A 12,838-nucleotide genomic window follows, 5' to 3' on the forward strand; every position below is an offset into this window, starting at 1 on the left:
TGGGAGGCGCCCCGGGGGGCGCATCGGGGTCATTGAGGCCGACACCGGCGACCGGTGCTTTACATCGCCGACGGCCGAACGAAGCATCCTTCTGTCGCTGCCGTGCGCCGAAGGGATTCGCGATGAGAGCTGCCGTCCTCCAGGGAACCGCGGGGTCCCTGCTCCTGACGGCGCTCGTCGCCGCCCCGGCCGGCGGCACCACCGCCTGGCCGGACGGGACCGGTTCGGCCTCGGCCGAGGCGCGCGGCGCCGTCGTCGCGGCACAGCGCGCGGCGGCCGCCGGCATCCGTTTCGGCGCGTGCCCCAAGGTGGAGGAGCTGCCCGGCAACCTCCAGTGCGGCACGGTCACCGTGCCCCTCGACTACGCGCACCCCGACGGCAGGCGGATCAAGCTGACCGTCAGCCGTGTGAAGGCCACCGGCAAGGACGCGCGGAACCCCAAGCGCAAGGTCCCCCGCCAGGGCGCCCTCGTCTACAACCCCGGCGGGCCCGGCGCGTCCGGCATGTACTTCCCGCTGATCGGTTTCCTCCCCGAGTGGAAGCCGATCGGCGCCGCCTACGACCTCGTGGGCTACGCGCCGCGCGGTGTCGACCGTTCCGCGCCGCTGTCCTGCCAGGACCCGAAGCGGTTCCAGAAGGCGCCCTCGCAGTCCCCGACGTTCCCCTCCGAGTCGTACAAGAAGGAGCGGATCGCGGAGGCGAAGGCGTACGCCCGCGGCTGCGCGCAGCGTTCCGGGGCGGGCCTGCGCCACTACACGTCGCTGAACAACGCCCGTGACCTGGACGTGCTGCGCGCCGGACTCGGCGAGCGGAAGCTGACGTTCATGGGCGCGTCGTACGGGACGTACTTCGGTGCCCTGTACGCGACCCTGTTCCCCTCGCACGTGCGCCGGATGGTCTTCGACTCGGCGGTGAACCCGGATCCCGAGCAGATCTGGTACCGCAACAACCTCGACCAGTCGGCCGCGTTCGAGGGCCGTTGGGCGGACTTCCGCGGCTGGATCGCGCGCCACGACGACGTGTACGGCCTCGGCGGCACACCCGATGAGGTGCTGCACTCGTACGAGAGGGCGCGGGCCCGGCTCGCCGCGAAGCCCGCCGGGGGCACGGTGGGGCCGGCCCAGCTCCAGGGCGCGTTCCTGCAGGCCGGGTACTACGACGACTACTGGCCGCAGCGTGCCCTGGCGCTGTCCGCCTATCTGAAGGGTGACCCGAAGCCGCTGGTGCAGATCGCGGGTCCGCATCCGGAGGCGGCGGCGGAGCAGGAGAACGGCAGCGCGGTCTACACGGCCGTGGAGTGCAACGACGCGTCCTGGCCGACCGACTGGCGCACCTGGGACCGCGACAACACGCGGCTCGCGCGGGTGGCGCCGTTCGAGACCTGGGACAACGTGTGGATGAACCTGCCGTGCGCGTACTGGCCGGTGCCGCGGCAGAAGCCGCTCGACGTGCGGACCCTGCCGGGGGAGTTGCCGCCGACGCTGATCCTGGCGGCCGAGCGGGACGCGGCGACGCCGTACGACGGGGCGAAGGAGCTGCACAGGAGGCTGTGGGGTTCGGTGCTGGTGACGGAGAACGGCGCCGGCACCCACGGGATCGGCGGCGGCCCCAACACGTGCGTCAACGGCTATCTGGACGCCTACCTGCTGGAGGGGCGGCTCCCCGGGCGGGACGCCGGATGCGCACCGCACAAGGAGCCCACGGCGCAGGCGCCCGACGGTGAGCGCGGCACCGAGGGCGCGAAGGGCCCGGCGGCGACGCCCAAGGACGCGGAACAGGCCGGGCCGGCCGCCCGGAGCGCCGGGCAGGCGCCCTGACGGACGGTTCGGTGACATGACGACGGCGGGCGCCCCCGGAAAAGGGGCGCCCGCCGTCGTGTCGTGCCGGTCAGGCGAGCCCTGCCACCAGTTCGGTGATGTGCTTGCGGCGGCCCGTGTAGAACGGGACCTCCTCGCGCACGTGCATCCGGGCCTCGGAGGCACGCAGATGACGCATCAGGTCGACGATGCGGTACAGCTCGTCGGCCTCGAACGCGAGGATCCACTCGTAGTCGCCGAGGGAGAACGAGGCGACCGTGTTGGCGCGCACGTCCGGGTAGCCGCGGGCCATCTTGCCGTGGTCGGCGAGCATCCGGCGACGGTCCTCGTCGGCCAGCAGGTACCAGTCGTAGGAGCGCACGAAGGGGTAGACGCTCACGTAGTCGCGGGGCGTCTCGTCGGCGAGGAACGCCGGGATGTGCGAGCGGTTGAACTCGGCGGGCCGGTGCAGCGCCATGTTCGACCAGACCGGGTCCAGCGCGCGGCCGAGGCGGGTGCGCCGGAAGAGGTTGTACGCCTCCTGGAGCTGGTCGCTGGTCTCGGCGTGCCACCAGATCATGAGATCGGCGTCGGCCCGCAGCCCCGAGACGTCGTAGGTGCCGCGGACGGTGACGTCCTTCGCGGCGAGCTGGTCGAACAGCTCCTGGACCTCGTCGGCGTAACCGGCGCGGTCCTCCGGCAGTACGTCCTTCAGCCGGAAGACGGACCACAGGGTGTAGCGGATGGCCTCGTTGAGGTCCTTGGCCAGCTTGCCCTTGTTCGGGACCCTGCCGGACTCGGTGGTGGGGGCGTCGTCACTCATGGGGCTATTCTCCCGCTCCGCCGTGCAGGCTCTGCACCGGGTCGGCCCGCAACGCGTCCAGGCCGCCGAAGTCGCCGCCGAGGCCGTCCACCGCGGCGTACGCGGAGGCGATGCAGGCGGGGATGCCGACGCCGTCGTAGGCGGCCCCACAGACGGCGAGGCCCGGCAGCCTGCCCACGTGCTCGCGGACCCGGGCCACGCGCGCGTGGTGGCCCACCGGGTACTGGGGCAGTCCGTCGTCCCAGCGTGTCACCCGGGTCTCCACCGGCTCGGCGTCGAGGCCGGTGGCCTCCCGCAGGTCGTGCCGGGACACCCGGACCAGGTCGTCGTCGGGGCGGCCGAGCACCTCCGTCTCGCCGTACCGTCCGACGGAGGTGCGCAGCACGGTCAGGTCCGGGTTCCGCTCGGCGATCCAGCCCCATTTGCGGGAGGCGAACGTCGAGGCCTTGATGGTGTGTCCGTCGACCGGCGGGACCAGGAATCCGCTGCCCTCGGGGAGGGTGGCGTCGGCGCGGCGGTAGGCGAGGGTCACGAGGGCCATCGACGCGTACTCGACGGCGGCCAGTTCGGTCGCGGCGGCGGGTGCCTCGGCGCGCAGCAGCGCGGCGGCGGCCGGGGCGGGCACGGCGAGGACGACCGCGTCGGCGTGCAGGACCCGGCCGCCCGCGACGATCCGCCAGGCGGACCCGGGCCGCTCGTCGGACGCGGGGCCTGCGGGGCCCGTCCTGCGCAGTGCGGTGACCGGGGTCCCGGTGAGGATCTCGCCGCCGCGTGCGGTCACCGACTCGGCCACGGCGAGGGGCAGTCGGCCCACACCGCCGTCGATGCCCATGAACACCGGCCCGGTCTGCTGCGCGGCGGCGGCCTTGGCCTGGATCTCGCGGACCGCTTCCGTGAGGGAGGTATGGGTGCGGGCGGCGGCGTACAGCTGGGGGACGGCGAGGCGCAGGGAGATGCGGTAGGCGTCGCCCGCGTACACCCCGCCGAGGAGGGGTTCGACGAGACGGTCGACGACCTCGCGGCCCATGCGGGCGGCCACGTACTCGCCCACCGCGATGTCGTCGCCGACCTCGGTGCGCGGGAGGTCGGCGTCGCGCTCGACGCGGCGCAGGCCCTCCTCGGAGAGGACGTCCGCGAGGGCGGAGGCGGTGCCGGGGACGCCCATGACGTGCCCCTTGGGCATGGGGCGCAGGACACCCCGGTTCCACAGCGAGGCCGAGGCGGTGGCGGGCGGCTGGAGGAGGTCGCCCAGGCCGGTCTCGCGGGCGAGGGCCAGGGCCTCGGGGCGGCGCGCCAGCATCGACTCGGCGCCGAGGTCCACGCGCGCGCCCGCGATCTCGCCGGTCAGCAGCTTGCCGCCGAGACGGTCCGAGGCCTCCAGCACGGTGACGCGGAACCCGCGCCCCAGCAGGCGGTGGGCGGCGGCCAGCCCGGCGATGCCGCCCCCGACGACCACGACGTGTCCCGAACCCGTACGAACGTCCTCTTCGCGCATGTCTCCACCTTCTCAGACCCCGGCGGCGCCTCTGCCGGGGAGCCCGGTGTCCGGTGCGAGTCCGGACCGTGACCGCATCGGGACCGGATCCGGCCAACGTCCTGGGCCGGCCGGGCGTCGAAGGAGCGTCAGTCAGTCACCGTCCCGGGGGTAGGCCATGCGCACACGTACGTCAGCACGAACGGCACGACCGGCGTCGCCGGAACCGTCCCCCCTTCCCGCTCTCCGGTCGCACCCGTCCCGGCCGTCGCGTGTCCTGGCCGGGGTGCTCCTCGTCACCGCGCTCGCCCTGACGGGGTGCGGTGCCGGCGACAGTTCGTCCGACAGCGCCGGCGACAGCAAGGCGGCGGCGCCGGACGGCGGGGGCGCGAACGCGCAGAAGGCGGACTCGGGCGCCGCGGGCAGTGACAGCGCGACGGGCCGCAGGGCCACCGCCCCGACGAAGCTGTCCGCTAACAGCATCATCCGCACCGCCTCGCTGACGGTTCGGGTCAAGGACGTCCCCCAGGCCCTGGACGACACGCGGACCACCGTCGAGAGCGCCGGGGGCTACGTGGGCAACGAGACGACCACGCGTGACGGCGAGGGCCGGGAACGCACCCGCGTCGTCCTGCGGGTGCCCACCGAGCGGTACGACCAGGTGCTCGCCGACCTGGAGGGCACCGGAAAGGTCCTGGAGCGCACGGCCAAGGCGCAGGACGTCACCGACGAGGTCGTGGACGTGCGGAGCCGTATCGCCTCGCAGCGTGCGAGCGTGGCCCGGGTCCGCGAACTGATGGACAAGGCGACCAAGCTCAGTGATGTGGTCACCCTGGAAGGGGAGTTGAGCAGCCGCGAGGCCGACCTGGAGGCGCTGCTCGCTCGGCAGGCCTCGCTGAAGGACCGTACGAGTCTGGCGACGATCACGCTGTCGCTGTCCCAGACGGCGGTGCGGCACGCCGAGAAGAAGGACGACGACCCGGGCTTCCTGGACGCGCTCGCCGGCGGCTGGAACGTACTGGTCACCATGATCCGCTGGCTGGCTCTCGCGATCGGGGCGGTCCTCCCGTTCGCGGCGGGCGCCGCGCTGATCGCCGCGGTGTGGCTGTTCGTGGTGCGGCCCCGGCTGCGTCCCCGGCCCGCCGCGGCCGCGGGTCCGGCGACCGCTTCGGGACCGGCCGCCGTCCCGGCGTCGCGCCCGTCCCCGGGGGCCGGCCCGGACACCGCGGCTCCGCAGGCCGGCCCCCCGGCGGACGGCAGGGCCGAGGGCGGCGGTGAGCGGGACTGAAATGCCGGGCCCCCGTAGCGTGTTCGTATGAGCATGAGCCGAACGAGCGGTAGTGGTGGGGGCCGGGAACGACTGGTCGTGATCGGCGGTGACGCGGCGGGCATGTCCGCCGCGTCACAGGCGCGCCGGCTGCGCGGGCCGGACGAACTGGAGATCGTCGCCTTCGAGCGGGGCAACTTCGCCTCGTACTCGGCGTGCGGCATCCCCTACTGGGTGGGCGGCGACGTCACGGACCGCGACCGGCTGGTGGCGCGGACCCCGGAGGAGCACCGGGAACGCGACATCGACCTGCGGATGCGCACGGAGGTGACGGAGATCGACGTCGCGGGCGCCCGGGTGCGGTCCCGCGAGCTGGACACCGGGACCGAAGCGTGGACGTCGTACGACAAGCTCGTGATCGCGACCGGCGCGCGGCCCGTACGGCCCGACCTGCCGGGCATCGACGCGCCGGGGGTGCACGGCGTGCAGACCCTGGACGACGGGCAGGCCCTGCTCGACACGCTGGAGAGGTCGCGGGGGCGCCGTGCCGTGGTCGTGGGGGCGGGCTACATCGGGGTGGAGATGGCCGAGGCGCTCATCAACCGCGGGTACGAGGTGACGGTCGTCAACCGCGGCAAGGAGCCGATGTCCACGCTCGACCCGGACATGGGCCGCCTGGTGCACACGGCCATGGAGGGCCTCGGCATCACGATGGTCGACGACGCCGAGGTCACCAAGGTGCTCACGGGTGACGACGGCAGGGTCCGCGCGGTCGTCACGGACGACGCCGAGTACCCGGCGGACGTGGTGGTGCTCGGCATCGGCGTTCGCCCCGAGACGGCGCTGGCGCGGGCGGCGGGGCTGCCGGTGGGCGACCACGGGGGTCTGCTCACCGACCTGGCGATGCGGGTGCGCGGGCACGAAAACATCTGGGCCGGCGGCGACTGCGTGGAGGTGCTCGACCTGGTCTCGGGGAGCGAGCGGCACATCGCGCTGGGCACGCACGCGAACAAGCACGGCCAGGTGATCGGCACCAACGTGGGCGGCGGGTACGCGACGTTCCCCGGGGTCGTCGGGACCGCGGTGAGCAAGGTGTGCGACCTGGAGATCGCCCGCACCGGTCTGCGCGAGAAGGACGCGCACCGGGCGGGCCTGCGGTTCGAGACCGTCACCGTCGAGTCGACGAGCCGCGCGGGCTACTACCCGGGGGCCGAGGTCATGACGGTGAAGATGCTCGCGGAGCGGCGCACCGGGCGGCTCCTCGGCGTGCAGATCGTCGGCCGCGAGGGCGCGGGCAAGCGCGTGGACGTCGCGGCGGTGGCGCTGACCGCGGGCATGACGGTGGAACGGATGACGACCCTCGACCTCGGCTACGCGCCGCCGTTCTCCCCCGTCTGGGACCCCGTCCTGGTGGCGGCCCGCAAGGCGACGGCGAAGGTGCGGGCCGGCGCCTCGTGACGGCGCGCACCGCTCCCCCACGCCGACCGCCCCACCGCGTAGGGCGTCACGCCGGCCGCTAGGCGGACTCGTGGCCCGCCGATCCGTTGATGCGGTCTATCGCCTGGCGGGCCTGCTCCCCCGGCGGCCGGGCGGGCAGCGACGAGACGGAGGCGGGCGCGGTGACCGCGGGCGGGGCCTGGGCGGGCTTGGCATGGGCCGCCGACCGGGTGGACCGCAGGCGGTGGCTCACGGCCTCGTCCAGCGTCACCGGGCGCTGCATCCGGGCCGCGAGCCGTCCGGCCTCCTGGCCGAGCGCGGCCACGTCCTCCCAGGGGAGGTGCACCACCAGGGCGATCTCCGCCTCGCCGTCGGGCAGGGCCTGCATCGGAGGAGTAACTCGGTCGTTCATCGCCTGTGTCCTCACGTCATCACGTCGTCGCGTCGAACCCACGCCGGAACATCCGTCACGGCGGGGGCGGTTGAGGACACATACGGCCGGCGGGGCGGGTGTGTTCAGTGGGACGAGGTGGTGAACTCCGGCCGGGCGCGGGGGCCCTGGGACTGGATGGCCCGCGCATTCACCCCGTGCATCGCGGGCAGTACTTCCTTGTGGTCATCCCCGTCCATGACGTGAACCCGGCGCGGCGCACGCCCTATGTGACGTACGCCCTGATCGCCGCCAATGTCATCGTGTTCCTCTACACACCCGGTCTGGCCGGATCCGCGGCGGGTGACAGCGCCCTCTCGCAGCTGTGCCACCTGCACGCGTTCACGGACCAGTACGCGGCCGTGCCGCAGGAACTGATCCACCATCGGATGGCGCGTCTGGTGCCGACCGGCGAGGTCGGGGCCGGACCGCACGGCGCGGGCTGCGCGCTGGGCCCGCCGGACTACGGCAAGTCGCCCCCGCTGTCGGTGCTCACGGCGATGTTCCTGCACGGGAGCTGGCTGCACCTGCTGGGCAACATGCTCTTCCTGCTGATCTTCGGCAACAACATCGAGGACCGCCTCGGCCACGTCCGCTTCACGCTGTTCTACGGGGCGTGCGGCTTCGCTGCGGCCTACGGCTTCGCACTGGTCAACGCGGACTCGGGCGACCCGCTGATCGGCGCCTCGGGAGCGATCGCGGGGGTCCTCGGCGCCTACCTGGTGCTGTATCCCAGGGCCAGGGTCTGGGTGCTGGTCCCGTTCCTGGTGTTCCTGCCGCTCCGGCTGCCCGCGTGGATCGTGCTGGGTTTCTGGTTCGTGCTCCAGGCCGCGTACTCGTCGGGGGCGGCGGTGCCGGACGCGGGCACCGTCGCGTATGCCGCGCACGTCGTGGGATTCCTCGCCGGCATGCTGCTGGCCTGGCCGCTGCGCCCCGGCACCCCACCACCGCCCGAACCGCGCCGCCTGCTGTTCGGCAGACAGGCGCGGCACGGCTGGTGAGCCGGCGGGGCCGGCCGTGACCGCGGGGCCGGCTTCTAGCGCGCCGTCCGGGTGTGGACGTACTCCACGAGCCGGGTCAGGGAGTCCGGGTCCATCGAGGGCAGGACGCCGTGGCCGAGGTTGAAGACGTGGCCCTCCAGACCGGCGGCGGCATCCAGCACCTCGCGGGTCTTGGCCTCCACGGCCGCGGTCGGCGCGAACAGCACGGCCGGGTCGAGGTTGCCCTGGAGCGCCTTGCCGGGGCCGACACGGCGGGCGGCCTCGTCGAGCGGGACGCGCCAGTCGACGCCCACCACGTCCGCGCCGGCCTCGCCCATGAGGCCGAGCAGTTCGCCCGTGCCGACGCCGAAGTGGATGCGCGGGACGCCGTACCCGGCGACGGCGTCGAAGACCTTCGTGGACGCGGGCAGGATCGAGCGGCGGTAGTCCGCGGGGGCCAGGGCGCCGACCCAGGAGTCGAACAGCTGGACGGCGCTCGCGCCCGCCTCGATCTGCACCTTCAGGAAGGCGGAGGTGATCTCGGCGAGACGGTCGAGCAGGTCGGCCCACAGCTGCGGGTCGCCGTACATGAGCGCCTTGGTGTGCTCGTGGTTCTTCGACGGTCCGCCCTCGACCAGGTAACTCGCGAGGGTGAAGGGCGCGCCCGCGAACCCGATGAGCGGGGTCTCGCCCAGCTCGGCCGTCAGGAGCTGGATCGCCTCGGTGACGTACCAGACGTCCTCGGGGGTCAGATCGCGCAGCTGGGCCAGGTCGGCGCGGGTGCGGATCGGGTTCTGCACGACGGGGCCGACGCCCGGCTTGATGTCCAGGTCGACACCGATGGCCTTCAGCGGGACGACGATGTCGCTGAAGTAGATCGCGGCGTCCACGCCGTGCCGGCGGACCGGCTGGAGCGTGATCTCGGCGACCAGCTCGGGCCGCATGCAGGACTCCAGCATGGGGATGCCCTCGCGCACCTTGAGGTACTCGGGCAGTGAGCGACCGGCCTGCCGCATGAACCACACAGGGGTGTGCGGCACGGGCTCGCGCCTGCACGCCTTGAGGAAGGCGGACTCGTACGTGGCTGTCGGCTGCTGCCCGGCGGGGCTGTGGTTGGCGCTCACGACGGAAAGTCTCCCACGGCTCGCGGACCGCCCGGTCCCGGGCTCCGGCGACCCCCGGTGACCACCGCGCCCCCTCGCGGGGGTGCCCGGAAAGCGGTGTTCGCGCGGCGCGATCCGGACAGGGGTCCCACGCACGGGTGTCTCTCCCTGCACGCGGGCTCCGTTCCCCTTAATCTTCCCCGCATGGCTGCGGCTCAGGGACGACTGTCGGACGGCGCTGGCGGAATGGACGACGCGAAGGAGGAGGACAGGAATGCGGTGGAGACGGCCCCGTTGCCCTTCCGGGCGGCCGTCGACGCCCTGAGGGCCGCGCGACTGCGGCCGGACATCGAGATCGACCCGACACGACCACCGCAGCGCCTGGCGCCTCACGCCTACGCGCTGGAGGCCGCGGTCGTCGCGGACGACGAGGATCTGGCCGACGGCCGGCTCGTCCTGCTGCACGATCCGGCCGGGCACGACGCCTGGCAGGGCTCGTTCCGGCTGGTGACCCTGGTCCGGGCGGAGCTGGAGCCCGAGATGGCAGCGGACCCGCTCCTCCCCGAGGTCTGCTGGTCGTGGCTGACGGGCGCGTTGCAGGCCCGCGGGCTGTCGTACGGCGAACCGAGCGGCACCGTGACGCGCGCGAGCTCCCACTACTTCGGCGGGCTCTCGGAACGCCCCGCCGCCTCACAGATCGAGATCCGGGCGTCCTGGACGCCACGGGAGGGCCTCGGCGGCGTTCCGGACACCGCCGCACACCTCGCGGCCTGGTGCGACCTGCTGTGCCAGATCGCCGGTCTGCCGCCGGTGCCCCCGGGCGACGCCTCGGTGGTCACCCTGCCGCAGCGCCGGGGGCCGCAGTCCCGCTGATCCCGCTCCCCGACCCCCCGCCAAAGGCGCGCGTCACGACGCGCGCCTTTCGCATGTCCCGATCCCGATCCGTCCGATCCACACGTCCCCGTCCGTCTGACCGCCGGTCTTCACCCGCTTGCCGGTTTCTTTGTCGATACGACCACTTTCGGCCGCGTATCGACGTGGAGCGACTCGGTTCGATCTTCGGATGATCGATCGCGTGTCCGAATTGCACGGATTGTTACTCACCACATCGTGATCATTCTCTAAAGGTCCACGGGTTTGATGCCGAAGACGTCTGTGACCTTGAAAGCACGGTTCGTCCTGGCTCGCCCCCCAGAGCCGGTCCCCGTCCCCGCACCCCAGGAGGCCTGGTGTCCGTTCTCCTCGAGCAGCCCGCAAGCCTGGTCGCCTACCGCCCGAACAAGCCGACCGCCATGGTGGTCGTGGCCGACCCTCGGGTCCGCTCCACCGTCACCCGCCATCTGTGGGCGCTCGGAGTGCGCGACGTCATCGAGGCGTCGTCCGTCGCGGAGGCCCGTCCCCGCATCGGCAACCCGCGCGACATCTGCGTCGCCGATGTCCACCTGCCGGATGGTTCCGGCCTCACCCTTCTGTCCGAAACCCGAGCCGCGGGCTGGCCCAACGGCCTCGCCCTCTCCGCCGCCGACGACATCGGCGCCGTGCGCAACGCCCTCGCGGGCGGCGTCAAGGGCTACGTCGTCACCGGTACCCGTACGAACGTCGGGCTCCCCACCCGGCCCGGCGCCGCGCCCATCGGCTCGGCCGCCGCCCGTATGCACCGTCGCCCCCCGGGTGCCCCGAGCCACCCGGGCGGCTACCGCGAACTGTCCGGCCGCGAGGTCGAGGTCCTGCGCCTGGTCGCGGAGGGCCAGTCGAACAAGGCCATCGGCGTCTCCATGGGCCTGTCCGCGCTGACCGTCAAGAGCCACCTCGCCCGTATCGCCCGCAAGCTCGGCACGGGTGACCGCGCCGGGATGGTCGCGGTCGCGCTGCGGACCGGCATCATCCACTGACCTCTCCCCCGCACCGCTCCGCACTCCCCCACCCGGCCTCCTCCCCCCGTGCGTGAACCGGATCTTTCACCGAGCTGACTGGTTTACGACCCTCAGACGCCCGTCGACGGAACGTTCCGTCGACGGGCGTTGTCCATACACGGATACCCTTGACAGGTGACCGACGCCCAAGAGACCGCAGCAGACAGCTCACTGCGAACCACCGGAGGCGGCCCTCCGGACGACGTCGAATCGGCGCCGATCCCCTTGCTCGAGCCCCGCGAGGGCATTCCGCCGGTGATCGCCGACGAGGCCGCCCTCGCCGAGGTGGTCGCGGCGTTCGCCGCGGGCACCGGCCCGGTGGCCGTCGACGCCGAACGCGCGTCCGGGTACCGATACGGCCAGCGCGCCTATCTCGTGCAGCTGCGCCGCGAGGGCGCGGGCAGCGCGCTGATCGACCCCGTCGCCTGCCCCGACCTGTCGGGCCTCGGCGAGGCGATCTCCGGCGCCGAGTGGGTGCTGCACGCCGCGACCCAGGACCTGCCCTGTCTCCGCGAGATAGGCATGATCCCCACCAGCCTCTTCGACACCGAGCTGGCCGGCCGTCTGGCCGGGTTCCCCCGCGTGGGCCTCGGCGCCATGGTCGAGAGCGTCCTCGGCTTCGTCCTGGAGAAGGGCCACTCCGCCGTCGACTGGTCCACCCGCCCGCTGCCCGAGCCCTGGCTGCGCTACGCCGCGCTCGACGTGGAGCTCCTCGTCGACCTCCGCGACGCCCTGGAGAAGGAGCTCGACCGGCAGGGCAAGCTGGACTGGGCCCGCCAGGAGTTCGACGCCATCGCCGCGGCCGAGCCCGCCCCGCCCCGCAAGGACCCGTGGCGCCGCACGTCCGGGATGCACAAGGTCCGCCGCCGCCGGCAGATGGCCGTCGTGCGGGAACTGTGGGAGACCCGGGACCGGGTGGCGCAGCGCCGGGACATCTCGCCGGGCAAGGTGCTCGGGGACGCGGCCATCGTCGAGGCCGCGCTGGGCCTGCCGGCCAACGTGCACGCGCTGTCCGCGCTGAACGGCTTCGGACACCGCATGGGGCGGCGCCAGCTGGACCAGTGGCAGGCCGCGGTCGACCGCGCGAGGGAACTGCCGGACGCCGAGCTGCCGCAGCCGGGGCAGCCGGTGACCGGTCCGCCGCCGCCGCGCGCGTGGGCCGACAAGGACCCGGCCGCCGCCGCCCGGCTCTCCGCCGCGCGGGCGGCCGTGTCGGCGCTGGCCGAGCAGCTGAACATGCCGCAGGAGAACCTGATCACCCCGGACACCGTGCGGCGGGTGTGCTGGGAGCCGCCGGCGACCCCGGACGCCGAGTCCGTGGGCGCGGCCCTCAGCGGGTACGGGGCGCGGCCCTGGCAGGTCGAGCTGGTCACGCCCGTCCTGGTGACCGCGCTGTCCCTGAAGGCGGCCTAGAGACCCCTCGGAGGGCCTTGGACGGCCCCTGAAGGGACGCGCCGCGACGCCTGTGGCCGCCGGGACTACGCCGAACGGGCTCCGGAGGCCGGACCGGAGCGTCGAGATCACGCCAAGATCCGCGAGCCGGGCGGGAGCACACGCCGCCCTGCCCGCGGATCCCTTCGTACGCCTTACGGATGTGACCTTCGCCGCTCCCGGC

General features: G+C 73.3%; 11 protein-coding genes. 7 read left to right on the plus strand and 4 right to left on the minus strand.

All coding sequences use genetic code 11. The annotated features are described in order from the left end of the window. The first annotated feature begins 122 nt into the window (after positions 1–122). The gene (locus OG406_RS10895; protein WP_329185502.1) at positions 123–1,817 is read left to right on the plus strand and encodes an alpha/beta hydrolase; all 1,695 of its coding nucleotides are present in this window, start codon (positions 123–125) and stop codon (positions 1,815–1,817) included. Between the two features lie 70 nt (positions 1,818–1,887). Here OG406_RS10895 and hemQ read toward each other — a convergent pair whose 3' ends face one another. Continuing rightward, on the minus strand, positions 1,888–2,619 hold the full coding sequence (gene hemQ / locus OG406_RS10900; protein ID WP_164375103.1) for a hydrogen peroxide-dependent heme synthase: 732 nt from the start codon (positions 2,617–2,619) through the stop codon (positions 1,888–1,890). 4 nt (positions 2,620–2,623) lie between these two features. After that, positions 2,624–4,114 carry a protoporphyrinogen oxidase gene (gene hemG / locus OG406_RS10905; RefSeq protein ID WP_326842146.1) on the minus strand — a complete coding sequence of 497 codons (1,491 nt, stop codon included), beginning with the start codon at positions 4,112–4,114 and terminating at the stop codon, positions 2,624–2,626. 265 nt (positions 4,115–4,379) lie between these two features. Between hemG and OG406_RS10910 the strand changes: the two genes are divergently transcribed. Both OG406_RS10910 and OG406_RS10915 read left to right on the plus strand, forming a co-directional pair. Continuing rightward, positions 4,380–5,381, plus strand: coding sequence for a DUF4349 domain-containing protein (locus tag OG406_RS10910; protein WP_443067067.1), 1,002 nt, complete (start codon positions 4,380–4,382; stop codon positions 5,379–5,381). Positions 5,382–5,408: 27 nt separating this feature from the next. Next, a complete protein-coding gene (locus tag OG406_RS10915; RefSeq protein WP_329185505.1) occupies positions 5,409–6,818 on the plus strand; it encodes an FAD-dependent oxidoreductase in 1,410 nt (469 codons plus the stop codon). 58 nt (positions 6,819–6,876) lie between these two features. Here the strand turns inward: OG406_RS10915 and OG406_RS10920 are convergent, their stop codons facing one another. Continuing rightward, the gene (locus OG406_RS10920; RefSeq protein WP_164375107.1) at positions 6,877–7,209 is read right to left on the minus strand and encodes a hypothetical protein; all 333 of its coding nucleotides are present in this window, start codon (positions 7,207–7,209) and stop codon (positions 6,877–6,879) included. 200 nt (positions 7,210–7,409) lie between these two features. On the opposite strand from OG406_RS10920, the gene OG406_RS10925 reads away from it, so the two are divergent. Then, positions 7,410–8,228: a rhomboid family intramembrane serine protease gene (locus tag OG406_RS10925; protein ID WP_329190740.1), complete on the plus strand. Its 819-nt coding sequence runs from the start codon at positions 7,410–7,412 to the stop codon at positions 8,226–8,228. Between the two features lie 35 nt (positions 8,229–8,263). Here OG406_RS10925 and hemE read toward each other — a convergent pair whose 3' ends face one another. Further along, positions 8,264–9,331: a uroporphyrinogen decarboxylase gene (gene hemE / locus OG406_RS10930; protein WP_267048776.1), complete on the minus strand. Its 1,068-nt coding sequence runs from the start codon at positions 9,329–9,331 to the stop codon at positions 8,264–8,266. Between the two features lie 183 nt (positions 9,332–9,514). Here hemE and OG406_RS10935 point away from each other — a divergent pair, with 183 nt between their 5' ends. From OG406_RS10935 to OG406_RS10945, 3 genes are all read left to right on the plus strand, one after another. Next, complete coding sequence (locus OG406_RS10935) at positions 9,515–10,183, plus strand: DUF3000 domain-containing protein (protein ID WP_164375109.1); 669 nt, start codon at positions 9,515–9,517, stop codon at positions 10,181–10,183. A gap of 356 nt (positions 10,184–10,539) precedes the next feature. Then, entirely contained in the window at positions 10,540–11,202 is a 663-nt protein-coding gene (locus OG406_RS10940; protein WP_019073943.1) for a response regulator transcription factor, read from the plus strand. Between the two features lie 156 nt (positions 11,203–11,358). Continuing rightward, positions 11,359–12,636 (plus strand): ribonuclease D, encoded by a 1,278-nt coding sequence (locus OG406_RS10945; protein ID WP_266617227.1) that lies wholly within the window; start codon positions 11,359–11,361, stop codon positions 12,634–12,636. The last annotated feature ends 202 nt before the right edge of the window (positions 12,637–12,838 follow it).

The organism is Streptomyces sp. NBC_01428 (assembly GCF_036231965.1).
Taxonomy (GTDB): Bacteria; Actinomycetota; Actinomycetes; order Streptomycetales; family Streptomycetaceae; genus Streptomyces.